This is a genomic window from Maribellus maritimus (assembly GCF_022267315.1).
In the GTDB taxonomy this organism is placed as follows: Bacteria; Bacteroidota; Bacteroidia; order Bacteroidales; family Prolixibacteraceae; genus Draconibacterium; species Draconibacterium maritimum.
Genome location: NZ_JAIKLE010000019.1, coordinates 23,941 through 48,602, shown reverse-complemented (window position 1 = coordinate 48,602; position 24,662 = coordinate 23,941). Strand labels below are relative to the sequence as shown.

Genomic DNA, 24,662 nt, shown 5'->3' with positions numbered 1-24,662 from the left:
TAATTTATTCATTGAATAACTTTTTCAGTTCCATAATATGTTTTCCATTTGTTTCTGAAACATTCTCCCAATAAATTATTGAATCATTATTTTTTCCTATCTGGGTAGTTTTCACAGTACAAAAACCTTCATCTAAATTTAGCTTTTCAATGTTCATTTTATACACACTTTTCAATTGCATTTTTTCTGTCACAACATTTGGATGAATGGCAAAATTTACGTGTTTTCTTTCAGTTTGATGACTTGGATAAATAAAAATATCTGTACGGTAATTATGTGGAGCATATAAATGGCTATGGGCAATAAAACTCGAAATTACATAGCTGTTATCGTAGACAAAAAGATGACTTAAAAAATGCATAATTTTTTTAAAACTTTCAATTTCTTCTCTTTCATAGCCTTCAAGCATTTTTTCAATTTTTTTAAAATTATCGTCAGACATACTTTTGAATGGGCTTGAAGCATCAAGATTTCCAAAAAGGAAAGGTGTAACTCTATAGTCAATATCTGGTTTCAACTTCCACTCTGACAAGTAATAATTCGTTTTTGGATTAATCTCCTTTTCATCTCTCACTGTTTCAAGAATTGCAGTCATTGGATTATCTGCGCAATAAAACACTGGATGATATGGGATATTTGCTCTTTGTGTGGATTTTATAATTTTATTTGGTGGATAAGAATACTCTGAAATTAAAACCCTATTCATATTGTATGTTTCTTTCCTGAGTCGATAGAATGGAAAAGTAAAGTCTTTTCCTTTCATAAACTTTAAGACTTGAGGGAAAAGACCAAGTTTGCTACTAAAAAGTTGATGTAGCCTTTTCTCGAATTTTTTAGGACTGCTTTTTATTTTATAATTATCCCATTTATCAATTAAAAGGAGTTCATCAATATTCTTTTTTAAGTCATCAAAAGATGGAATTGGTATTTTGGCTTGTTCGTTCATTTATATCACGGGTATGGTTTGTTGAATAATATTCTTCAAGTTTTTGTGCAGTCACTAATGTTGCAATATATTGATATCTATCGGTGACGGTTGTATGTCGTTGATTGTTTTCATTTAGTTTTAATTAGTAAGTTATCGAAAATACCTCCCTTTATAATATTACTTCCTCTGTAGTATTAGTTAGCGGCCTTTAGGTGCTACTGGCAGTTTTAGCCTATTTCAAATATTCTTACTTTTTGTAATTTGAACAATAAATAATTTTTGTAATTTCAAATCGGGAATTCAAACTAACTGACAACAATGAAAAAATACCTTATTCTTTCGGCATTATTATTTTTAAATGCACTAATACTACACGCACAAAACAGTGCAGTTCATTTAAATTCGCTCGGATTTTTTCCTCATCTCAAAAAAACGGCAACCATTACCAAAGTGTGTTCTGAATTTAACCTTATTGATGAAACCGGGAAAATAGTTTTTTCAGGAAAAACAACGGGGCCGGAATATCAAAAAGACGTAGATCAAAATGTTTGGCATGCAGATTTTTCCTCATTTACCAAACCCGGCGAATATATGCTGAAAGTTCCGGGTGTTGGTCAATCGGTGAGATTTAAAATCGCTGACGATGTTTTCAATTTTGCTGCAAAAACAAGTATGCGGGCATTCTATTTATGGCGTTGCGGAATGGCTGTTGAAGGAGATTTTAACGAGATTCACTACCACCAGGATGCGTGTCATTTGGAAGATGCCTTTGAAAATTACACTAGCAAGAAAGGCACGAAAAGAGACGGTACCGGTGGCTGGCACGATGCCGGCGATTATGGAAAATATGTTGTAAATGCCGGTGTAACCATGGGTGTCCTTTTTATGGCGTGGGATCATTTCCAACCCAAAATCGAAAAAATGAATCTCGAAATCCCGGAAACCGCTCCCGGATTCCCTGACTTTTTAAAAGAACTCAAATGGGAAACCGACTGGATTTTAAAAATGCAGTACCCCGATGGCTCGGGAAGAGTGTCGCACAAACTCACCAGGACCAATTTTTCAGCTTTTATTATGCCCGGTGAAGATAAAGAGAAACGATACTTTACTGAATGGAGTTCAGCCGCCACTGCCGATTTTGTGGCAATTATGGCCATGGCCTCCCGGTATTTTCAACCGTACGATACAGAATATGCGCAAAAATGCCTCGATGCGGCATGGGTGAGCTACCGTTTTCTTCTTAAAAATACCGAATACAAACGTTTTGTTCAGGGTGATTTTCAAACCGGTGGTTACCAAACCAACGATGTTGACGACCGTTTGTGGGCCGCTGCCGAGATGTGGGAAACTACAGGTAACCCAACCTGCCTTGAAGATTTTGAAAAACGTGCTGCTGAAATGGATTTCAAAATTGAGGAAAACTGGGACTGGGGAAGTGTTTCGAACCTGGGAATGTTTACCTACGCCCTCTCAAAAAGAAAAGAAAAAAATGCAGATACCGAACAATCGATTAAAAGCAACATCATTGCCAATGCCGATGCGCTGGTTAAAAAAGCCGGTGTTGATGTTTATTCCCGACCATTGGGAGGAAGATATTACTGGGGTTGCAACGGAACTGTTGCGCGACAAACTGTTAATCTGCAGGTGGCCAATAAAATTCAGCCAAAAAAAGAATATATCGAGACCGCTCTTTCAGCCGTGGATCATATTTTTGGAAATAATTTCTACAACCGATCTTATGTCACAGGTTTAGGAATTGACCCGCCCATGTACCCGCACGATCGCCGTTCAGGAGCCGACAATATAGATGCGCCGTGGCCAGGTTATATTGTTGGTGGTGGTCATTCCGCAACCGACTGGGTAGATAAACAGGAATCATACAGCCACAACGAGATTGCCGTTAACTGGCAGGCTGCGTTGGTCTATGCCTTAGTAGGATTTATCAATTAGAAAAGCCAGCTCCTAATTCTTTAATATTCAATAATTTTTGTAATTTTAAAGAAAAACTAAACCTATGGCTAATCAAAAAAAATATCCGATTTCAAGAAGAAGCTTTATAAAAGTTTCCGCGGCTTCAACGGCTGCTGTTTCTGCAATATCACTCGGAGGTTGCAACGTTGAAAATCTACCGGCCCCAATGAAACGTAAGTTCGGAAATCTTGGTTTCGATGTTACAACCATTGCATTGGGAGGACAGGCCTCATTACAATGGACTCCGGAGGATGTTGATCCTGTTCCGATTATTTTGAAAGCCTTTAAAATGGGCATTAACTATTTTGATACTTCAAATTTATATGCAGGCAGCCAGCTGAACTATAACAAAGCTTTTAAACAACTAAACCTCATTCCCGGCGAAGAGGGATATAACGAGGAACTCCGTAAATCCATATGGCTCACCAGCAAAACAGCGATGCGATGGGGAAAACCCGGTTGGGAAGCACAGGATAAAGTACGAAACTCGTCGAATGGAAAAGAGGTACGTTGTGCTGTTGATGACGTAAAACGCTCACTTACCCAAATTTTTGGTGACAATAATGGAAATTATCCTAAAGGAGCATATTTAGACATGGTACTTGTTCATACACTTCAAACAGTTGAAGAAGTTGATGTTTTATATAAAGGGCTGGAATCAGAACTTGCCCCTGAAGAAAATTTTGGAGCTTTGGTTGCATTGCGCGATTTAAGAGACGGAACAAACCTGACAGGGATGAATCCCAAAAATGAAAAGCTGATAAAACATATCGGTTTTTCAGGTCATGCTAATCCTCCGGCGATGATAGATATGATTCAACGCGACAGATATGGAATTCTGGATGGAATGCTCATCGCAATAAATGCAAACGACAAAACCAAAATGAACATGCAGAACAATGTCATCCCGGTTGCGGAAGCCAAGGGAATGGGCATCATTGGCATGAAAGTATTTGCCGATGCCGCGATGTATCACAAAGAACCTCGTTGGTCGCAAACTCCTGCCGATGTTTTCCGGAAAATAGGAACTCCGGAATTACCTAGTCGCCCGCTCATAGAATATACCCTGACGACTCCGGGCGTACACACTCTAATTGTCGGAATTGGTCAAATTGACGATGATCCGGTAAAATGCCAGCTGGTACAAAATTTTTACGCTGCGCAAATTGAACCAGATGGAATGCCGGCAGACGAACGTAAAAAGATTGAAGAACATGCACTAAAAATGAAACCAGGGAGTAATTATTTCCAGGTAGTTGATAAATCAGGACTGTCAGCACCGCGTGATCTTCAAAAAGAAGGAAATAAAGTTACCTGGCAAACGGCATATGCCGGCGATGAGCCGATATCTCACTATGAAATAATGGTGGATGGAAAAACGGCAGGAAAAGTAGAACATAAACCACAGGTACTAAAAGAAAAACCTTTTGTTTTTGAACTTAAAAATATGGGTTCTGGGGTAAGTGTAGCAGCTGTGGATAAAGCCGGTAATAAAGCGAAAGCAAACCTTATTTAACGATTTTTTTCCGAAAATTTAAACTTCCCGAATGAACTAATTTCTGTTATTTTGGTTCCACTGTAAAACAAAAATTAACAGAATGGCAGATAAATTATCAGACCCCATTGGAAGATTGATGGGACTTCGTTATAAATCACACCCCTGGCACGGAGTTTTTATAGGGAAAGATGCACCGGAAGAATTAACCGCTTTTATTGAAGTAGTATCAACAGATACCGTTAAATACGAAATAGACAAAGAAAGCGGATATCTCCGTATTGACCGTCCTCAAAAATTCTCAAATGTAGTACCGGCATTGTATGGTTTTATCCCTCAAACTTATTGTGGCGATAAAGTAGGCGAATACTGTAATCAGAAAACAGGCAGAAAAGATATAAGAGGAGACGGAGACCCCATAGATATTTGTGTTTTAACCGAAAAAACGCTGGCTCATGGCGATCTTCTTGTAAATGCACGTCCGATTGGAGGATTCAGAATGATTGACGGCAATCAGGCCGATGATAAGATCATCGCCGTGCTCAATAACGATACAGTTTATGGTCATATGAAAAATATCAATGAAGTACCCAAAATTGTAATTCAGCGACTGGAACACTACTTCTTAACTTATAAAGATATGCCAGGCCAAGACAGTAATACAGAAATTACGGCAACTTACGGCATTGAAGAAGCTTACGAAGTTATCAAACGATCGATGGAAGACTACAACATAAGATTTGACAATTTAGGAAAACTGCTTTCTTAAAAAAACCGCTCAAAAACTATTCTGAATTTTCCGGGGCTGATTATTTTTAAACCCAAAGGTTCTGATACGATTTTAGAACGACCAAAGACTACTTTGGGAATATTCACTTCTTTTAGAAGCTTTTTAATTCGTTTTCGGAAAACTTCTTAAATATTTTCGCAGCAGGATATCTTTTGCAGGTTTTCTCCGCCCACTCGGTATTGTTGTAAATATAGGCCAACTGAGCGCGATGATCTTTAGCAAATTCAGGATCGGAATTCCTTTTTTCTAAAAACTTGCTTTTAAAATCCGGGTGGCTTTCCAAATATTTTAATGCATTTTCTTCAAAACCATAGGTTGAAAAATATTCACGCTGATCCAAAATCGAATCAAAAAAATTCCATCGAAAAAATGAATCCATCGCTTTAGGTTCCAGCATTTCCAGAATATACTTTATTTTCTTTTGCCGAACCGGAATAATAATATCACCTGCGTAATATTCCAAATTCTGTATTTCTCTGTGCGTTGTTACCTTACTATGAAAATAATGCCCGTTATAAGGTTGCGGCGGACCACCAAAATCATCAATATAATCAACTTCCACATCAAAAGAAATGTCCTTCGAGATGGTATAAAATTCAATTCCGTTTAGTTTCAGGCGTTCTATCACTTCTTTCCATCCCTGTGGTAAAATGTAATACTCAGGAATCTGAGTTTCTTCCACCGTGTTGTAAACATCATAATACCGAATTTCATGTGAATAAGGTTTTGTTCGATCATAACCAAAACGTGGAAGTCCGGTTACCTTATCAATAATTTCGTCGTTTGCCTCATATCCGTTAAAAGTAATTGTGCTATATTTCATGGTATCAACTTCATAACTTAAAGGATAGTTTTCCGCCGACAGCAATTCCTCAATCCCGGTTTCCCGGCTTGTAATTATTTCCTCAGAATATTCAAAGGTAAATTCTGCGAGGCTACATATAAATTCGTAACACGATTTTACGCGGTCGGAATAAACTTTGTAAACATGATTTTCGGTCATCATTCCATAACTGTTAAAGAGACTTGCAAAACCGGAAGAATAGCGGGGAGCATCCTGCCACATTTGAATCCCTTTTTTGGGATCGCGATGCATCCAGTTTACATAAGGTGTTAATTCATACTCACCTTTCTTCATTTTCTCAAACATTTGCGGAAGCATTTTTTCGCGAAGGAATTTTTCCTGTGCTGGTGGAAAATAATCCGGGAAAGGAGGAATCCAGGTTACACTGTACTGATGATCGGAACCATTAGTAGTATGTGTATCCAGAAAAACATCGGGATTCCACTCCTGAAATATTTTGGTAAAAGATTTTGCATTTTCTGAATCGTTTTTTGTGAAGTCACGATTTAAATCGAGATTTTTTGCATTTCCCCGAAAACCCGTTTCATAAGGAGTGCTCTGGTTGGCCCGGTTGGTTGCACTGCGGTTTAACAAGCCGCCAATATTGTAGGCCGGTATTATTATAATCACCGTGTTTTCAAGCCACTTTTGCATTTTATTTTTGTTTCGAAGCATATCGTCAGCAAACTTCAAACTGGCGTCAATCCCTACGGGTTCTCCCGGATGAATTCCATTATTAATTAACAAAACTGATTTTCCCTGTTCTCTGATTCGTTGCGGATCAAAAACAGGTTCGCTATTGATAACAAAAAGGTGTAAAGGCTTCCCAATATCTGTTTTGCCTTTTTCCAAAAGCGATGCGTTCGGATAAGTTTTATCCAGAAGCTGGTACATTTCGATTACTTCTTTGTAGGTTGGTGTATAATTTTCTTCATACTTCAACTCAAGCAACGACTTATTCTGAGCAAAAACTACAAAACAAAACAGAACTAAAAAAGGGGTAAAAAAAAATCTTTTCATCGGAATAAAAATTAATGCGGAAAAATATAATTTTTTACGGAGAAAATTTACATTTAAAACTTTGTAAATCTTTTTAATAACGTGAACAGGCAAAAAATTCGTCGTTACATATCCTTTCTTTCCAGATTTAAATAGGAATAGTTAAAATCATTTTTCTCATCATAAAAATCTTCACGTGAAGTTTCCTTCCACTCAGAATATTCGATTTTGGGAAAATATACGTCAGCGTCAAAAGGTTTATGCACCAACGTTAAATAGAGTTTCCCCGCCACCGGATAAAACTGCCGGTAAACCATTCCTCCGCCAATAATAAAAGCTTCTTTTTCATTTGTTACTTTTTCAATCGCCTCTTCGATAGAAAAAACCACTTCACAGCCTGAAAACACGTCATCTTTTTTGTCAGTAATTACGACGTGCCGCCGATTAGGTAAAGGCCACTTTGGCAACGAAAGCAAAGTGTTTCTTCCCATAATTAAACTGTGCCCCGAGGTAATTTCCTTAAAACGTTTTAAATCGTTGGGTAAATGAAAAAGCAAGTCGTTATTTTTACCGATGGCAAAATTCTCAGCAATAGCAACGATAATGGATATATTTTTATGGATCATATTTTAAAATCGTTCAATTAACAATCTTCAACATTCAAATTTCAGAGATAAACTGCTCAGACTTCGAATTTATCTTTTGCAACAAAACTAAACGGCCACAATCCCTTTTATGTGCGGGTGAGACTGGTATCCTACCAACTCAAAATCTTCATATTTAAAATCAAAAATACTTTTGACCTCCGGACTTATTTTCATCGTCGGCAAGGGATAGGGTTCACGGCTGAGTTGCAGTTTCACCTGCTCAATATGATTGGAATAAATATGCACATCGCCAAATGTATGCACAAAATCGCCAGCTTCCAGGCCTGTGACCTGTGCTATCATCATGGTTAACAATGCATAGGAAGCGATATTAAACGGAACACCCAAAAAAACATCGGCGCTGCGCTGGTATAGCTGGCATGAAAGTTTTCCATTATTTACATAAAACTGAAAAAGGGTATGACAAGGAGGAAGTCCGGCTTTTGCCATCTCTTCTACTTCCGGCGGATTCCAGGCAGAAACAATCAGGCGCCTTCCATTGGGACTTTCTTTGTTTTCCTGAAGATATTTAATTTCATCAACCACCCATTTAATCTGGTCGATTCCGGAAAAGTCGCGCCACTGTTTTCCATAAACCGGACCAAGTTCGCCCCAAACAGCGGCAAATTTTTCGTCTTCCGCTACTTTCTGTGAAAATTCACGAATCGATTCCTCCTGAAAGTCCGGACTGTTTTTATACCGCCTGTACGGCCAGTCATCCCAGATATGAACATTATTTTGGGCAAGATATCTAAGATTTGTATCGCCCGCCAAAAACCAAAGCAACTCGTGAATAATTGATTTCAAATGCAGCTTTTTGGTTGTTACCGCCGGGAATCCCTCGCTCAAATCAAAACGCATCTGGTGTCCAAATCTACTTATGGTACCTGTCCCTGTGCGATCGCCTTTTTCACTTCCTTTTTCAAGAATGGTTTCCAATAAATCTAAATACTGCCTCATTTTCTTTTGTTTGATGCAAAAATAAAGTTTTGAAAAGAAGTGATTTCTTAAATTAACATTTAAATATCCACAAATATTGATACGTTGTCAACTTTTATAACGAAGGTCAGGGATTTAAGCGGGCTCCACACTTTTTACAAAAAACGGCATCATCGTCATGTTTATCGTGCAAACAACTTGGGCAAACCTGGGTATTGCTTTCGCTTGTCGATTTCATCATTTCGGCAGTAACAATTCCGGTAGGAACAGCAATAATTGCATAGCCCAAAATCATAACCACGCTGGCCAAAAATTGCCCCAGCGAAGTTTGCGGGCTAATATCGCCATAACCAACAGTTGTAAGCGTTACAATTGCCCAGTATATACTTCTTGGAATACTTGTAAAACCGTGTGGTTCGCCTTCAACAAGGTACATAACTGTTCCTACAATCACCACAATGGTCACCACAAAAAATATAAAAACGCTAATTTTCTCGCGGCTGGCCCACATCGCTCTGGCTAAAGTTCGTCCGGCATGCGTGTAACGTGTAAGCTTCAAAATCCTGAAAACCCGAAGTAAACGTAATATACGAATAACAACAAGACTGTGCGTACCAATAAGAAATAGTCCTAAATATGTGGGTATAACAGATAAAAAATCGATAATCCCATAAAAACTAAAGATATATTTGAATGCTTTTTTTACAATAATAACCCGAAGAATGTATTCTATTGAAAAGATAATGGTAATTGTCCACTCCATTATTCTGAGTATACTCCGGTAGTCTTCTCTTACAAAGGGAACGCTTTCGAGCATCACCAGCGCGATACTCAATAAAATTACAAATAGTAAAACCACATCAAAAGCTTTACCTTCCTTTGTGTCGGCTTCAAAAATTACTTCGTATAATTTATCCCGGGTATTTTTCATAAGTTATTTCAACAACTAAATATAAGGAATGGTTGCTAAAGAAAAAAGCCCACCATCAGATGATAGCGGGCTTCCCCTAAAATTTACGATTATTATCTATTGTTAAAGCACGCTTTCCACATTTTCAAAAGGCAGGTTAAACGCTTCTGCAACTCCTTCGTACACTACTTTTCCATTTACAACATTTAATCCTTTTCGCAACGGTACGCTATCAACACAAGCCTGCTTCCACCCTTTGTTAGCAATCTGAATGGCATAAGGTAAGGTCGCGTTGGTAAGTGCAATAGTTGAAGTACGCGGAACCGCACCCGGCATGTTGGCAACGCAATAATGAATAACATCATCGATTGTAAATGTTGGCTCAGCATGTGTTGTTGCAACTGTGGTTTCAAAACAGCCGCCCTGATCAACAGCAACATCCACCAAAACAGTTCCGGCTTTCATAGTTTTTAACATATCGCGGGTAACAAGGTGCGGAGCTTTTGCTCCGGGAATCAGCACTGCTCCTATAATTACATCGTGTGTTTGCACCATTTCACGAATGTTAAATTCGTTACTCATCATTGTTTTTACATTGGCCGGCATAATATCATCGAGATAGCGCAGGCGTTTTAGCGACACATCCATTATGGTTACATCTGCACCCAATCCGGCAGCCATTTTTGCTGCTTCAGTCCCCACAATTCCACCACCAATAATCAAAACTTTTGCAGGTAATACACCTGGCACACCACCCAGAAGGACACCGTAACCACCGTATGTTTTTTCCAAATATTTTGCACCTTCCTGAACCGACATTCTTCCGGCTACTTCGCTCATTGGTACAAGTAAAGGTAGCGAGCGATCTGCCAGTTCAACAGTTTCATAAGCCAAACAAACTGAACCATTTTCAATCATGGCATTGGTTAATACTTCCGAAGAGGCAAAATGAAAATAGGTGTATAAAATCTGTCCTTTTTTAATCAGTTTATATTCCAGTTCAATGGGCTCTTTTACTTTGATTATCATTTCAGCAATCCCGTAAACATCTTCAATTGTTGGAAGAATTATGGCCCCGGCCGCGATATAATCTTCATCATGAAACCCGCTTCCATTTCCTCCGCCGGCCTGAACATAAACCTCATGGCCGTGTTTAACTAATTCGGCGGCACCTGCCGGGGTTAATGCAATACGATTTTCGTTATTCTTAATTTCCTTTGGTACTCCAATTATCATTTCAGTAAATATTAATTGTATTTGAATTTCAAAAATAGGCAGCAACAATGTACTAAAACATGATAAAAATTAATGATTTGCAACAAAAACAAAAGGTCTTTTTACAGACTTAATAATTAGGAAGTTAATTTTTTAATAAGATTTCAAAATGAAATTTTAATCAGATTATAGATTTCAAATTGATACTTGTATATTTGCTAACTTTTTAAAAACTATTTTTAATAACATGCCGACAGTTTCAGACAGGGGAAAGATAATGCCCGACTCACCAATTCGAAAGTTGGGCCCGCTTGCCGAAAAGGCCAAAGCGAAAGGGATAAAGGTATATCATTTAAACATCGGACAACCCGATTTACCGACACCTCCTGAAGCGCTCGCGGCAATTAAAAATATCGACAGAACCATCCTTGAATACACGCCAAGCGAGGGTATTCTTTCGTTCAGGAAAAAACTGGTCAAATATTACCAGAAATTTGACATTGATGTTTCGGTTGAAGACATCATCATAACATCGGGAGGCAGCGAAGCGGTTACTTTTGCTTTTATGAGTTGCCTTGATCCGGGTGATGAAATTATTGTTCCGGAACCTGCCTATGCCAACTACGAAGCTTTTGCCATTGTAGCCGGTGCTGAGATTAAATCGATTGCAGCCAAAATAGAGGAAGGGTTTTCTCTGCCGCCTGTTGAGGAATTTGAAAAACTCATCACCCCGAAAACCAAGGGGATTATGATTTGTAACCCAAACAACCCAACCGGCTATTTATATACACGTGAAGAAATGAATAAAATTCGCGACCTGGTGAAAAAATACGATTTGTATCTTTTTTCCGATGAAGTGTACCGCGAATTTTGTTACACCGGTGCTCCCTATATTTCAGCTTTCCATTTGGAAGGAATTGAACAAAACGTTGTACTTGTGGACTCCGTTTCAAAACGGTACAGCGAGTGTGGCCTTCGAATCGGAGCTTTAATCACCAAAAATGAGGCGGTGAAGAAAAATGTGATGAAATTTTGCCAGGCACGTTTGAGCCCGCCACTTATCGGGCAAATTGCCGCAGAGGCCTCACTGGATGCAGATCCGGACTACATGCTTAATAATTACAATGAATATGTAAACCGCAGAAAATTTCTCATCGACGGATTAAACCGGATTGACGGTGTTTATTCACCTATTCCGATGGGAGCTTTTTATACGGTGGCGCGTCTACCTGTAGATAACTCGGATAAATTCTGCGCCTGGTTGCTTTCCGATTTTGAATATGAAGGGCAAACCGTTATGATGGCACCTGCCTCAGGTTTTTATACCGGAGCCAATCAGGGAGTTGATGAAGTAAGGATTGCATATGTGCTGAATAAAAAAGATCTGGCTGTTTGTTTGAAAATTCTGGAGGAAGCATTAAAAGTTTACCCCGGAAGTAAAGTCAGACAAAAAGCTTTTAGTAAAGAAAATAACTAAGACCATTTTTATTATATAGTAAAAGTCCGGCTCGAAAATTCTTGTCGGACTTTTTGTTTCCAAAGACTTTAATCTTAATTTTTTATGGAAAACAATCAAAAATAACCTTTACATTGTTATTATTTCTAACTTGAAACGCGGAAAGTTTAGGCCATTGCTTTAACATTCCATTTTTCCTGATAACTCAAATTCAAAAAAATGAAACGTATTCTCTTTCTGTTATTTATTGTTTCAACAATTGTATCAAAAGCCGAAGATAAAGATTCAATATGGGTTAGAAACAACTACACAAAAAAGGAAGTTTACATCACCATGCGCGACGGAGTCCGGCTGTTTACCTCCATTTACGCTCCGAAAGATATGAAAGAAAAGCACCCCGTTTTAATTACAAGAACTCCATATTCCTGCCGTCCTTATGGCGAAGACAAATTTTCATCTTTCTGGGATAACTATAAAATGGAATATTTAAAAGAAGGTTATATCATGGTTACGCAGGATGTAAGGGGCAGATGGATGAGTGAAGGAGAATATGCGGATGTGAGGCCATTTATTCCAAATAAAAAGGGAAACGAAATTGATGAGGCCAGTGATACATACGATACCGTAGACTGGCTGATTAAAAATATTCAAAACAATAATGGGAATGTTGGGGTTTTCGGAATTTCTTACCCCGGATTTTATTCCACGATGGCGGCAGCAAGCAATCATCCTGCTATAAAAGCGGTAAGTCCGCAGGCGCCGGTAACCAACTGGTTTATCGGCGATGATTTTCACCACAACGGAGCTTTTTTCCTGATGGATGCTTTTTCATTCTACACTTCTGTCGGCTGGGGTTTTGGAGCACCGCGCCCAAAACCAACTACCGAAGGCCCAAAATCGGTGGGCTTTCCGGTAAAGGACAATTACAAATTTTATCTCGAACAGGAGAACTTAAAAAACCTCACAAAATTAACCGGCGATACCATCAAATTCTGGAGCGAAATGATGGAACACCCCAATTACGATGAATGGTGGCAGGCACGCGACGCAAGAAATGCAACCGTTGATTTAAAACCGGCAATGCTTTGGGTTGGTGGTTTATTTGATGCAGAAGATTGCTGGGGCGCCTGGAATGCATATTTGGCGGCGGAGAAAAATAACCCGGGAAAAGCATTCAATAAAATTGTGGAAGGCCCCTGGTTTCACGGACAATGGGCACGGGGGAAAGGAGCAAACCATGGTAACATCGAGTTTGGCTCAAATACAAGTGAATATTATCAGCAGGAATTTGAGATACCATTTTTTAATTACTACCTAAAAGGGAAAGGTAACGTTTCTCAAATCGCGGAAGCCAATGTATACATCACAGGAGCAGATGAATGGAAACAATTCGAACAGTGGCCACCGGCGAAAAAAGAAGACAAAACCATGTATCTCCAGGCAAACGGGAAATTAACAAAAACAAAACCTGCCGGAACCAAGAGTTTTTCTGAATACGTAAGCGATCCAACGAAACCAGTTCCTTATGAAGAACATATTCATCTCTCCAGAACCCGCGAATATATGTCGAACGACCAGCGTTTTGCTGCACGCCGTCCGGATGTTCTGGTTTTTCAAACCGATACATTAACAGAAGATGTTACTGTCACTGGCAATGTAACAGCAGATATTCTTACAAGCATTTCAACCACTGATGCTGATTTTGTGGTGAAAATAATTGACGTTTTCCCGGATTATTTTAGTTATCCCGACAGTATTAAAAGCACAGAAAACAATTACCCGATGGGCGGCTATCAGATGCTGGTGCGTGGTGAGGTTTTTCGTGGCAGGTACAGAAACAGTTTTGAAAATCCAACAGCCTTTACGCCAGAAAAAATCGAAAAAGTTAAATTCGAGTTGCCACCAATAGCGCACTCTTTCAAAAAAGGCCACCGGATTATGGTACAAATTCAAAGCAGCTGGTTTCCACTGGTTGACCGAAACCCGCAACAGTTTGTAGATATTTACCATTGTGATGAATCAGATTTCGTGAAAAGTGAAATTAAAATTTTCCACGACACCCAAAATGCTTCAAAAATTATTTTGCCGGTACTGAATGAATAAAATCAGTTTTGGAGGATTTGTGGGTCTCCAAAGTCCGGCGATACATAAATACCGAAATCCTGGATAGTAATTTTAGACAGATAAAAAACAATATATTAAATAAAATCAACGTTTTATCTGAACTAAAACGAACTAAAAATGACAAAACAAAAGTTGCCCTCACAAAAATTCAAAACCATTATAAGGACGGTAAAAATATTTTTGGGAATCGTTTTTTTTCTGGCATTAACCTTTACAGGATTCAATTTATTGGCCAAAAGTATTTACGACAGAAAAGACTGCAAAAGATTCAATATCGACAATATCGAGCTAAGGACACATACTGATATTCCGGCTGTTTTAAAATCAGAGTGTAACTGCAATGGAAATATAAAGGTCTCCAAATTTGTTATTGATTCCTCCCGGGTTAATATCTCCGATTATACGGTAAATAACAATTTTGAAAAAAGTGGTGATTTGTTTATTAAAAAAGGGGAAAGAAACGATACAAAATGGAACGCGAGTTTAAATCCTCATACAAACGAATTGCTGATAACCATCGAATATAAATAGCAAAAAAAACCGGTCTGAATTTTCAAACCGGTTGACCATCTATCTTAGCTTAAATTTTTTATTCGTTCCATTGCTTCCAGAACATTTTCACGATCGGCAAAAGCAGAAAAGCGGAAGTATCCTTCACCCGAAGGGCCAAAACCAGAACCCGGAGTTCCTACAACATTCGCTTCATTCAAAACTTTGTCAAAGAAATCCCATGATTTGGTATTGTTTTTTGTCTTCACCCAAACATACGGTGCATTTTCACCTCCAAAAACCTCATAGCCAGCATCCTGCAAACTCTCTCTCATAATACGGGCATTCTCCATATAATAGGCAATTACCTCCTTTACTTCATTTTTACCTTCTTCAGTAAAAATAGAGGCAGCTGCTTTCTGAACCGGATAAGAAACGCCATTGAATTTTGTTGACTGCCGACGGTTCCACAACGGTTTTACAGGGTGTGCCTTCCCTTCGGCATCGTAAGCAACCAGTTCTTCCGGGATTACAGTATACGCACAGCGTGTCCCTGTAAATCCGGCGGTTTTTGAGAAACTTCGAAATTCGATAGCTACCTTTTTGGCACCTTCAATTTCATAAATAGAGTGCGGAATTTCATCATCCTGAATAAATGATTCGTAGGCTGCATCATACAATATGATACTTTTGTTTGCGATAGCGAAGTCTACCCATTTTTTTAACTCTTCTTTTGAAGCCACTGTTCCGGTTGGATTATTCGGATAACACAAGAAGATTAAATCCGGGATTTCAGTTGGAAGTTCAGGAATAAACCCATTTTCTTTTGTACAAGGCATGTAAATTATTCCGTCGTAATAACCATTGGTCTGGCAAACACCGGTCTTCCCTGCCATCACAGTTGTGTCGGCATATACCGGGTAAACCGGGTCACAAATCGCAATTTTATTCTCATTTCCAAAAATCTCCTGAATATTTCCGGTATCACATTTTGAACCATCTGAAACAAAAATGTCGTTGGCAGAAATATCAATTCCTCTTGTTTTGTATGAATTTTCAGCAATCGCCTCTCGCAAAAAAGCGTAGCCTTGTTCCGGGCCATAGCCTTTAAAGGTTTCAGCTTTTGCCATTTCTTCCACACCCTCATGAAATGCCTTTACAACTGATGGAACCAAAGGTTGGGTAACATCACCAATACCCATTTTAATGACTTTTTTATCCGGATTTGCTTCAATAAATTCACTTACTCGTCTTCCAATTTCAGGGAATAAATAACCTGCCTGCAGTTTAAGGTAGTTTTCATTAATAATTGCCATACTTTATTTTGTTTAATTATGATTCGAGTTAAAAAGGACAACAAATTTAAGAATAATTATCGCACCGAAATAATTGCACTAAATACAGCATAAAATTTCATCTTGGTTTAATACATTTGCAGTTTAAATTTTTATGTCATGCAAAATTTCTTTGTTAAATCCCATGGTTTGGGAAACGATTATATAGTTTTAAATCAGTACGAGATAAGCTTTGAATTAACAAAAAAAGCCATCCAAAAAATATGTGATGTCCATTACGGAATTGGTTCCGATGGTATTTTACTAAAGGTTCCGAGTTTCAATGCGAATTTTGGCTTGCGAATTTTAAATCCTGACGGTTCGGAAGCAGAAAAAAGTGGAAACGGACTTCGTATTTTTGCCAAATATCTTTTCGATAATAAATTCTCGCGCGACAAAATGTTTACCATCGAAACCCCCGGAGGCCTGGTTCGCGCAGAAATTGTGGAAGAAGAAAACGGGAAAGCAAAAACCATAAAAGTAGATATGGGAAAAGCCATCTTTAATTCGAAGGAGATTCCTGTAGATTGTGAAAATGAAGAATGTTTGGACGAGATTTTGAACCTGGAGTATAAAGATTATACAATCAATTGTGTTTCGGTTGGAAATCCGCATTGTGTTATTTTAAAAGATGAACTGGATGAAAAAGAAATCAGGGAGTTTGGTTCTCAGATTGAGCACCATCCGATGTTTCCAAACCGGATCAATGTACAGTTTGCCAAAATAATTTCTCCAACCCAGGTTGAGATTTTAATTTGGGAACGCGGTGCCGGCTGGACACTGGCCTCAGGGAGTTCGTCCTGTGCCGTTGCATCGATTGTTGCTAAAAAAGGATTAACAGAAAAAAAGCTGGAGGTAAAAATGCCGGGAGGTATTCTGAAAATTGAAATTGATGATCTCTGGAACCTCAAGATGACAGGCGAAGTAAGAGAAATTGCATCCGGAATCCTGAGCAATGAACTCATTGCCGATTTGTAAATATTTCCTGAAGTTAAATTTATTCACCCCAAAACATGCTTTATTTAGAATTATTCTAACAATTCTTGGATAAATTGTACCTTTGTATCTTTAAAAAAATCGCAGTATAATTATGGCAGAAAAAAAACTACCGTTTTCAAAAGAACAAATAGAAAAAATTATTGAAACGCACCCCACACCATTTCATATTTACGATGAAAAAGCAATTCGGGAAAATGCGCGTAATTTTATAAATGCATTTTCATGGAATGAAGGATTTAAGGAATATTTTGCCATAAAAGCTGCTCCAAATCCTTATCTGATGAGAATTTTACGTGAAGAAGGATTTGGTATCGATTGCAGTTCAATTGCCGAATTGGAACTTGCTAAACGGGTTGGTATGCGCGGCGAGGAAATTATTCTCACTTCAAATGACACACCGGCTTATGAATTTCAACTGGCAAGTGATTTGGGAGCGATTATTAATCTCGACGATATTTCCCACATTGCTTTTCTTGAAAAACATGTTGGATTGCCTGATACAATCAGCATGCGATACAATCCCGGCGACTTAAAACAAGGGAACCTTATTATTGGCCACCCAGAGGATGCCAAGTACGGTTTTACGCATGAACAAATCATCGAAGGATATAAAATCCTGAAATCAAAAGGAGTAAAACATTTTGGTATCCACACCATGGTTGCATCCAACGAACTAGACCCTGATTATTTTATTGAAACTGCTGAAATTCTTTTCAAACTGATTATTGAAGTTTCGGAAAAAACAGGTGTTAAGATTGAATTTGCCAATTTAGGTGGTGGCATCGGAATACCCTACAAACCGGAACAAAAACCGGTAAATCTGGAATATGTAAGTGCCGGAATTCAGAAATTATATCATAAAATGATTGTTGGAAACGGATTGGCGCCGTTAAAACTTCTTTTTGAATCAGGTCGTGCAATTACAGGGCCTTACGGATATTTGGTAACCAAAGTCCGGCACATAAAAAAAACCTATAAACAGTTTGCCGGGATGGACGCATGTATGGTAAACCTGATGCGCCCGGCTATGTACGGGGCTTACCACCACATCACCGTTTTAGGGAAAGAAAACGAAGCACATACTGAAAAATATGATGTCACTGGTTCGTTGTGTGAAAATAACGACAAATTTGCTATCGACAGAATGTTACCCAAAGTTGAAACCGACGATACTCTGGTAATTCACGATGCAGGTGCTCACGGACACGCCATGGGATTTAATTACAACGGAAAACTAAAATCGGCTGAGTTGTTGTTGCGTGAAAATGGAGAAGTTGTTCTGATTAGAAGAGCAGAAACAGTGGAAGATTATTTTGCTACGCTTGATTTTGACGGATTAAAAGATTTTTCAGTATAAAGTATTTTACAAAATATTTAACTTGGGCCGGGAACTAATTTCCGGCCTTTTTCGTATTGTAAATACAAATATTTAGAAAATGAAAATCGGTTTTGATGCAAAACGCGCCTTTTTAAACTCATCGGGTTTAGGAAATTACAGTCGTAATACTTTAAACGCGCTACATCAGTATTATCCCGACAACCATTATATACTGTTCACCCCTGAAATTAAAAAAGAGCTTTTTCATCATTCCGAAAAATTTGATGTTATTTCTCCCGACAGTCCTACTTCAAAAATTTTTAAATCGCTGTGGCGAAGCTTTTCGGTTAGCGGTTATTTAAATAAACGAGAGCTCGATGTTTTTCATGGTTTAAGCAATGAGCTTCCTGCCGGTATTCATAAAACAAGTGTGCCATCGGTAGTAACTATCCATGACCTTATTTTTTTGCGGTTCCCCGAATTTTATAAACCTATCGACCGAAATATTTATTACCGGAAAGTAAAATATGCCTGTTCTGCGTCTACAAAAATCCATGCCATCAGCAAACAAACCAAAACAGACATAGTAAACTATTTTCACATAGATCCCGAAAAAATTGAAGTAGTTTATCAGTCTGTCTCACCAAAGTTTTTTGAAACTCAAAACACAGGAGAGCTACTAAAGAAATATGAGCTCCCCGAAAAATTTATTCTTTCAGTGGGAACAATTGAGCACCGGAAAAATCAATTGGCAATATTGAAAGCCATTCGTTCATCCGAAATAAAAACGACGGTTGTTTTTGTTGGAACGCCCACCATTTACAGTGCTGAACTTTTAAAATTCATTTCGGAAAATAAACTGGAAAATCAAGTAAAATTTTTGAGCAATATCCCCAAAAAAGATTTGGCAGGTTTGTATCAAATGGCAACCTTATCTATTTATATTTCCTTTTTTGAAGGATTTGGACTACCTGTGATTGAATCAATGGCCAGCGGATGCCCGGTTATCACATCAAATGCATCCTGTTTGCCGGAAACAGCAGATGACGCGGCAATTTTATGTGACCCAAAAAATATTGAAGAGATTGGCACTGCTTTAACAAAATTGATAGAAAACAAAAAAGAACGGGAAAAATATATTGCCAAAGGTCATAAACGAGCTAAACATTTTCATCCTGCCTGTTTTTCAGAAAAAATGATTTCTTTGTACTCCCAAGTTTTATCATAAAATTTATGCACAACGACTTAAAAAAAGCATTGGAAGTTCTAAAAAGCGGAGGTATAATTTTGTATCCTACCGATACCATATGGGGCATTGGCTGCGATGCAACAAACCCTGAAGCTGTAACACGAATCTACAACATAAAAAAAAGAGAAGACTCAAAAAGTATGTTGGTTTTGATGGAAAATCCTGCGCTACTCGACCGTTATGTTGACGATGTCCCGGAAGTTGCTTGGGATTTGGTTGAAATTACCACTACTCCTTTAACCGTTATTTATCCAAATGCAAAAAATCTGGCTTCAAATTTAATTGCTGAAGACGGAAGCATCGGGATTCGTTTTACAAAGGAGGAATTTACCTCACAACTTTTGCAGCGTTTCCGACGACCTTTGGTTTCTACATCGGCAAATATAAGCGGTGAAAAATCGCCGGCATTTTTTGATGAAATTTCCGAAGAAATTAAAGATCAGGTCGATTACATTGTTGAATACCGGCAGGACGATACCACTCCGTCACAACCCTCAAGTATTATCAAACTTGGCCCGGGAGGAAGAATCGATATTATCAGAAAATAAAAAGAGCCGCCATACAAAGGCAGCCCTTTTGTTCCCTTTCATAGATAAATCAAAGAAATCACTCCGTAATTTCCTGACCATATTTTGTCGCAAATTTTCTGTACAATTTTTTGTGTTTGTTGTCCAAATCTACATTCCGTCCATTAATAAATGCCAGGGTGACTTTGTTGGTTCTCATATCGAGTAAATCGCCATCAGAAACCACAATATGCGCATCTTTCCCCATTTCCAATGTTCCTGCCCTATCTTCAATTCCAAGTATTTTGGCCGGATTCAAAGTAACCGTTTGCAGGGCCTCTTCTTTTGTTAATCCGTAAGGAACACCATGCCCGGCAACAAACGGCAGGTTTGCACTGTTTGTTGTATTATCGTAAGTTAAGGCAGCTAAAATACCGGCATCTTTAAACCTTGCTGCCATTTCGTATGGAGCTTTTGTATACGAATCTTTTCTTTTAGGCAGGCGATGAATCGGGGCAACTATCACCGGAATTTCATTTTCTTTCAAAAAATCTTTTACCATCAGGGCATCCTCGTCGGCTCCTGCTAAAACAATTTTTCTCACACCCATTTTTTTTGCAAAACTGATGCTTTCAATAATTGTCTTAACATAGTCGGCCTGAATATACAGAATGGTTGAACCGTCAAAAATCCCCTGCATAGCTGCCAGTTTCGAATTGGCAGGTGTACCTTTGTATACTTTTGCATCACTAAAAATCTTCTCCAGCTTTTTAACTTCATCAGCATACAATTTATTTTCCTGCAAAGTCCGGTTACTTCCGTAGCCTCTTCTGGAATAATATGAAGGCCAGTTAAGCCACATTCCTTCATCGGTTTTGTAAAGAGCGTCTTCATAATTCCACGCATCCAGGTTCATAACCGATGATAATCCACAAATCATTCCTCCCTGCGGAATTACTTGTGCCAAAAGCACTCCATTTGAACGGGTCACCGGTATTATTTCAGAATCGGTGTTATACGCCACACAGGAGCGAACGCTGGGATTTAGTTCGCCTGTTTCGCTATTATCCAATGTTGCACGAACTCCTCCGATTTCGGCTAATCCCAATTGTGATTGCATAATGATTAAACCCGGATAAACCTCTTTCCCGGTAACATCTATTTTTTCATAACCGGAAAACTGATTCCCCAATTCATCAGCTTTTCCAACAAAAGCTATTTTCCCATTGTCGAACGCAATGGCTGAATTTTCAATTACGTCACCCGTTCCTATATGAGCCTTTGCTCCAATCAGAACAATTCCGTGATCCTGCTCCGAAGCTGGTGACGGAACCTGGGCAAAAGTTGAATAAGCAAACCCCAATAGTAAAATGGTATAAATTATATTTTTGAATGTCGTTTTCATTTTTTGCTTTTTTGGTTATTCATCAATGGTATAATCTGTGATATCCTCATCGTCGTATATAAACTGATCGTTTACACGCATCGGGGAACGACTTCCTCCAAGCCCTTTTTTACTTCCACCTCCTTCGGCAAGAATTTTATTGATTATCCGTGAACGCTCCTCCTGAATGGAATTGTGCATCTCTTTGTCTTTTTCCTTGTCGTAATATACTGTGCCGTCAACAAATGTTTTTGAGGGCATTGCGTAAACCGAAAGCGGATGATCAGTCCAAAGCACCAAATCAGCATCCTTACCAACCTTTATACTCCCCATTCGGTCATCAAGATGAAGGATTTTAGCCGGATTTAAAGTAACCAGTTTTATTGCTTCAATTTCAGAAAGCCCACCGTATTTTACAATTTTCCCTGCTTCCTGATTCAGGCGTCTTCCCATTTCCGCATCGTCGGAGTTTATACAAACCAAAACACCTTCATTCGATTGTATTGCTGCGTTATAAGCAATGGCATCAATTACTTCATACTTATAATTCCACCAGTCAGAAAAAACACTACCCGCAGCCCCGGCTTCCGCCATTTTATCAGCTACTTTATATCCCTCTGTATTATGAATTAAAGTATGTGGTATTATGTCAAATTCCTGTGCCAGCCTCATAATCATGTTGGTTTCGCTCTGAACATAGGTATGACAAACCATAAACGATTTTTCGTTAAACTCGTCAACAATAGCATCCAGCTGGAGGTCTTTTCTTGGTGCCGGAGTTTTTAGCTTTTCAGCTTCAGAAAGCGCATCATAGGCTTCCCATTTTTGCTGATATTCTTTTGCTCTGGCATATACATCGCGAATGGATTGCTCCACTCCCATACGGGTTAGCGGGAAACGCTCGCTGGTAGGCATTCTCGACTGTTTTACGTTCTCGCCCAGCGCGTGTTTTAAGAATCCTACCTGGTTTTTCACCAACATTTCTTCAGGATTGCCGCCCCAACGAAGTTTTATTAACACGGATTGGCCGCCAATTGGGTTTGCAGAACCATGTAATAAATGTGAACAGGTGACTCCGCCAGCCAACTGACGGTAAATTGTTGCATCTTCAGGATTTAAAACATCTCGCATCCGCACTTCTGAAGTAATTGCGTGTGAACCTTCGTTGGTTCCGCTCAATGCCATATGTGAATGTTCATCGATTATCCCGGGAGTGATATGCATCCCTGTTCCGTCAATTTCCCAAACATTTCCTGCATTGATATTTTTCCCAAACTGCGCAATTTTTCCATTTTTTACCAGGACATCTGCATTCTCAATAATTCCCTCATCTTCCAAAGTCCACACTGTAGCATTTTTAATTACAAAATCTTTGTACTGTGGTTTCATCTCGCTTCCATATGCTACAAACGGATATATTACTTTCCCGGGTTCAGTTAATTTTTCATCTTTCTTTTTCCTCGCCTTGTCTTTTCCTGCCTTTTCCAAAGTCATTTCCCAGGTAACGTTTTTTCCTTGGGGAAGAACTCCTGTTCCTTCTATTGCTTTATCTTCCATCCAACCAGAAAGGCGAACCCACTTTTTATCTTTCGGAAACGAAAGATAAATCAAATTTTCTGAGACCGATATTGTCCCCGATTCCGTTTTATCTTTTTCGGTTTTTACCTTTAAAGAATATGAACCAGGTTTTCCTTCAATTACAAGGTCAAAATGCTCGTCGTTACTTAAAGCCAAGGTGTACTCCCCTTTCAAATCCGGCAACCTACTGTCGGTAATTACATATTTCCTGCCCTGTACCCAGTTTTCATAAACAATACATTCCGGATCAAATATTTCTGAAGAAGTAACCAAAAAATTAGCGAGTTTACCATCTTCCAACGAACCCAACATATTTTCGCAACCAATCAGTTTGACTGGTGTTTCTGTCAAAGCTTTTAGCGCATCTCTTTTTGACAAGCCACACTTAATCGCTTTCAGCAAGTTCGTTCTAAACTGTTTTTTATCTTTTAATCCCTCGGTTGTAAAAGAAAATTCTACTTCTTTGTCCGCCAACCTGCCTGGATTATAGGGTGCCAATTCCCAATGTTTTAAGTCTTCAAAAGGTACCAAAATTGCTTTATAAGGATCATCAACATCAGGTGCTTCAGGAAAATTCAAAGGCAAAATCAGCGGTGCACCAGTTGAAACAATTTCGTCAAGCAACTGGTATTCATCGCCATTCCCTTTCATTACAAAAGGAATATTGAATTCATCGCTTAATCTGGCTACATCCAGCAAGTTAATTTTATCTCTCACCTGGAAAACAGAAGGTAAACTTTTGTTTTCAGTTACTGCTTCCAAAGAAGCGTCGAAAACGTTTTTATCACTATCTGAATCGTACCATTCGGCGTCGTAGAAAGTTTGGCGAATTAAAGCAAAAGCTCCCATTAGCGAACCCGGATAATTCATCTGTGAGTTTCCTTTATCAAATGAATAACCACAAGCAACTTTCCCGCTTAAAACCACTTGTTCTTCGTCTTCGTCGGTTAAAGCAACCAAAGCCGAAATTCCCCTCATAATACCGTCATTCTTCTGAGTAACAACAGCCCCAAAACCCGCTTTTCTGAAATCTTCCGCATCCTTGGAATTTACGTGAAATTCTTCAATTGCACTCTGATAAGGTTTAATGGCATCATTCCAGTAAAAAGGCCCGTCAATTTTTGAATCGAATACCTGCTGCCTTGAGAAATAAGACCGCGAAGCAGATGTCCCTAAACTCTTTTTTTCAATCCCATATTCAGTAAAGAGATCGACAAACGAAGGATAAATATATTTTCCTTCCAAATCAAAAACCACCGCATTATCCGGTATAACAATGTTTTTACCTACTCCGGTGATTTTACCTTTTTTAATTACCATAGCTGCATCTTCTATTTCAGTTTGGTAATCGACTACTACGGTTGCATTTATAAAAGCATACACTTCCGGGCGCTCATCGCCAACTCCTAAAACCGGAGATAAATTTTGTGCATGCGTAAATGTAAAAAATGCAATCGTTACAATTAAACAGTACAGTTTTTTCATAA

19 protein-coding genes are annotated in these 24,662 nt (G+C 38.7%); 10 read left to right on the top strand and 9 right to left on the bottom strand.

The window, feature by feature from the left end; genetic code table 11:
- Positions 1-4: 4 nt before the first annotated feature.
- On the bottom strand, positions 5-946 hold the full coding sequence (locus tag K5G00_RS16895) for an RES family NAD+ phosphorylase (protein WP_238767362.1): 942 nt from the start codon (positions 944-946) through the stop codon (positions 5-7).
- A gap of 300 nt (positions 947-1,246) precedes the next feature.
- On the opposite strand from K5G00_RS16895, the gene K5G00_RS16890 reads away from it, so the two are divergent.
- The 3 genes from K5G00_RS16890 (at position 1,247) to K5G00_RS16880 (ending at position 5,163) form a co-directional block, all read left to right on the top strand.
- Complete coding sequence (locus K5G00_RS16890) at positions 1,247-2,878, top strand: glycoside hydrolase family 9 protein (RefSeq protein WP_238767361.1); 1,632 nt, start codon at positions 1,247-1,249, stop codon at positions 2,876-2,878.
- Between the two features lie 64 nt (positions 2,879-2,942).
- Entirely contained in the window at positions 2,943-4,415 is a 1,473-nt protein-coding gene (locus K5G00_RS16885; RefSeq protein ID WP_238767360.1) for an aldo/keto reductase, read from the top strand.
- A gap of 82 nt (positions 4,416-4,497) precedes the next feature.
- Positions 4,498-5,163, top strand: a complete 666-nt coding sequence (locus K5G00_RS16880) for an inorganic pyrophosphatase (protein WP_238767359.1) — start codon at positions 4,498-4,500, stop codon at positions 5,161-5,163.
- A gap of 112 nt (positions 5,164-5,275) precedes the next feature.
- Here K5G00_RS16880 and K5G00_RS16875 read toward each other — a convergent pair whose 3' ends face one another.
- The 5 genes from K5G00_RS16875 to ald form a co-directional block, all read right to left on the bottom strand.
- Positions 5,276-7,048, bottom strand: a complete 1,773-nt coding sequence (locus K5G00_RS16875; RefSeq protein ID WP_238767358.1) for a M14 family zinc carboxypeptidase — start codon at positions 7,046-7,048, stop codon at positions 5,276-5,278.
- Between the two features lie 104 nt (positions 7,049-7,152).
- On the bottom strand, positions 7,153-7,653 hold the full coding sequence (locus tag K5G00_RS16870; RefSeq protein ID WP_238767357.1) for a dihydrofolate reductase: 501 nt from the start codon (positions 7,651-7,653) through the stop codon (positions 7,153-7,155).
- An 87-nt stretch (positions 7,654-7,740) separates the two neighbouring features.
- Entirely contained in the window at positions 7,741-8,634 is an 894-nt protein-coding gene (gene thyA / locus K5G00_RS16865) for a thymidylate synthase (protein ID WP_238767356.1), read from the bottom strand.
- Between the two features lie 106 nt (positions 8,635-8,740).
- Positions 8,741-9,544 (bottom strand): ion transporter, encoded by an 804-nt coding sequence (locus K5G00_RS16860; protein WP_238767355.1) that lies wholly within the window; start codon positions 9,542-9,544, stop codon positions 8,741-8,743.
- Positions 9,545-9,646: 102 nt separating this feature from the next.
- On the bottom strand, positions 9,647-10,759 hold the full coding sequence (gene ald, locus K5G00_RS16855) for an alanine dehydrogenase (RefSeq protein WP_238767354.1): 1,113 nt from the start codon (positions 10,757-10,759) through the stop codon (positions 9,647-9,649).
- Positions 10,760-10,985: 226 nt separating this feature from the next.
- On the opposite strand from ald, the gene K5G00_RS16850 reads away from it, so the two are divergent.
- The 3 genes from K5G00_RS16850 (at position 10,986) to K5G00_RS16840 (ending at position 14,849) form a co-directional block, all read left to right on the top strand.
- Positions 10,986-12,215, top strand: a complete 1,230-nt coding sequence (locus K5G00_RS16850) for a pyridoxal phosphate-dependent aminotransferase (protein ID WP_238767353.1) — start codon at positions 10,986-10,988, stop codon at positions 12,213-12,215.
- 198 nt (positions 12,216-12,413) lie between these two features.
- Positions 12,414-14,297: a CocE/NonD family hydrolase gene (locus tag K5G00_RS16845; RefSeq protein WP_238767352.1), complete on the top strand. Its 1,884-nt coding sequence runs from the start codon at positions 12,414-12,416 to the stop codon at positions 14,295-14,297.
- A gap of 138 nt (positions 14,298-14,435) precedes the next feature.
- On the top strand, positions 14,436-14,849 hold the full coding sequence (locus tag K5G00_RS16840) for a hypothetical protein (RefSeq protein WP_238767351.1): 414 nt from the start codon (positions 14,436-14,438) through the stop codon (positions 14,847-14,849).
- A 44-nt stretch (positions 14,850-14,893) separates the two neighbouring features.
- On the opposite strand, the gene K5G00_RS16835 is transcribed toward K5G00_RS16840, so the two are convergent.
- Positions 14,894-16,123 (bottom strand): LL-diaminopimelate aminotransferase, encoded by a 1,230-nt coding sequence (locus K5G00_RS16835; RefSeq protein WP_238767350.1) that lies wholly within the window; start codon positions 16,121-16,123, stop codon positions 14,894-14,896.
- A gap of 138 nt (positions 16,124-16,261) precedes the next feature.
- On the opposite strand from K5G00_RS16835, the gene dapF reads away from it, so the two are divergent.
- From dapF to K5G00_RS16815, 4 genes are all read left to right on the top strand, one after another.
- Entirely contained in the window at positions 16,262-17,119 is an 858-nt protein-coding gene (gene dapF / locus K5G00_RS16830) for a diaminopimelate epimerase (RefSeq protein WP_238767349.1), read from the top strand.
- A gap of 112 nt (positions 17,120-17,231) precedes the next feature.
- On the top strand, positions 17,232-18,497 hold the full coding sequence (lysA, locus tag K5G00_RS16825) for a diaminopimelate decarboxylase (RefSeq protein WP_238767348.1): 1,266 nt from the start codon (positions 17,232-17,234) through the stop codon (positions 18,495-18,497).
- Positions 18,498-18,576: 79 nt separating this feature from the next.
- Entirely contained in the window at positions 18,577-19,686 is a 1,110-nt protein-coding gene (locus K5G00_RS16820) for a glycosyltransferase family 4 protein (protein WP_238767347.1), read from the top strand.
- A 5-nt stretch (positions 19,687-19,691) separates the two neighbouring features.
- A complete protein-coding gene (locus K5G00_RS16815) occupies positions 19,692-20,255 on the top strand; it encodes an L-threonylcarbamoyladenylate synthase (protein ID WP_238767346.1) in 564 nt (187 codons plus the stop codon).
- Positions 20,256-20,313: 58 nt separating this feature from the next.
- Here the strand turns inward: K5G00_RS16815 and K5G00_RS16810 are convergent, their stop codons facing one another.
- Together K5G00_RS16810 and K5G00_RS16805 are read right to left on the bottom strand one after the other, a co-directional pair.
- Positions 20,314-21,618, bottom strand: coding sequence for an amidohydrolase family protein (locus K5G00_RS16810; protein WP_238767345.1), 1,305 nt, complete (start codon positions 21,616-21,618; stop codon positions 20,314-20,316).
- A 15-nt stretch (positions 21,619-21,633) separates the two neighbouring features.
- Entirely contained in the window at positions 21,634-24,660 is a 3,027-nt protein-coding gene (locus K5G00_RS16805) for an amidohydrolase family protein (protein ID WP_238767344.1), read from the bottom strand.
- Between the last annotated feature and the right edge of the window lie 2 nt (positions 24,661-24,662).

Excerpts from the sequence above, each read along its gene's own strand:
- K5G00_RS16845 (WP_238767352.1), top strand. The coding sequence starts at position 12,414 with ATGAAACGTATTCTCTTTCTGTTATTTATTGTTTCAACAATTGTATCA.
- K5G00_RS16880 (WP_238767359.1), top strand. The coding sequence starts at position 4,498 with ATGGCAGATAAATTATCAGACCCCATTGGAAGATTGATGGGACTTCGT.
- ald (WP_238767354.1), bottom strand. The coding sequence starts at position 10,759 with ATGATAATTGGAGTACCAAAGGAAATTAAGAATAACGAAAATCGTATT.
- K5G00_RS16890 (WP_238767361.1), top strand. The coding sequence starts at position 1,247 with ATGAAAAAATACCTTATTCTTTCGGCATTATTATTTTTAAATGCACTA.
- K5G00_RS16835 (WP_238767350.1), bottom strand. The coding sequence starts at position 16,123 with ATGGCAATTATTAATGAAAACTACCTTAAACTGCAGGCAGGTTATTTA.
- dapF (WP_238767349.1), top strand. The coding sequence starts at position 16,262 with ATGCAAAATTTCTTTGTTAAATCCCATGGTTTGGGAAACGATTATATA.
- K5G00_RS16860 (WP_238767355.1), bottom strand. The coding sequence starts at position 9,544 with ATGAAAAATACCCGGGATAAATTATACGAAGTAATTTTTGAAGCCGAC.
- K5G00_RS16885 (WP_238767360.1), top strand. The coding sequence starts at position 2,943 with ATGGCTAATCAAAAAAAATATCCGATTTCAAGAAGAAGCTTTATAAAA.
- K5G00_RS16805 (WP_238767344.1), bottom strand. The coding sequence starts at position 24,660 with ATGAAAAAACTGTACTGTTTAATTGTAACGATTGCATTTTTTACATTT.
- lysA (WP_238767348.1), top strand. The coding sequence starts at position 17,232 with ATGGCAGAAAAAAAACTACCGTTTTCAAAAGAACAAATAGAAAAAATT.
- K5G00_RS16850 (WP_238767353.1), top strand. The coding sequence starts at position 10,986 with ATGCCGACAGTTTCAGACAGGGGAAAGATAATGCCCGACTCACCAATT.
- K5G00_RS16895 (WP_238767362.1), bottom strand. The coding sequence starts at position 946 with ATGAACGAACAAGCCAAAATACCAATTCCATCTTTTGATGACTTAAAA.
- K5G00_RS16810 (WP_238767345.1), bottom strand. The coding sequence starts at position 21,618 with ATGAAAACGACATTCAAAAATATAATTTATACCATTTTACTATTGGGG.
- K5G00_RS16870 (WP_238767357.1), bottom strand. The coding sequence starts at position 7,653 with ATGATCCATAAAAATATATCCATTATCGTTGCTATTGCTGAGAATTTT.
- K5G00_RS16820 (WP_238767347.1), top strand. The coding sequence starts at position 18,577 with ATGAAAATCGGTTTTGATGCAAAACGCGCCTTTTTAAACTCATCGGGT.
- K5G00_RS16815 (WP_238767346.1), top strand. The coding sequence starts at position 19,692 with ATGCACAACGACTTAAAAAAAGCATTGGAAGTTCTAAAAAGCGGAGGT.
- K5G00_RS16875 (WP_238767358.1), bottom strand. The coding sequence starts at position 7,048 with ATGAAAAGATTTTTTTTTACCCCTTTTTTAGTTCTGTTTTGTTTTGTA.
- thyA (WP_238767356.1), bottom strand. The coding sequence starts at position 8,634 with ATGAGGCAGTATTTAGATTTATTGGAAACCATTCTTGAAAAAGGAAGT.
- K5G00_RS16840 (WP_238767351.1), top strand. The coding sequence starts at position 14,436 with ATGACAAAACAAAAGTTGCCCTCACAAAAATTCAAAACCATTATAAGG.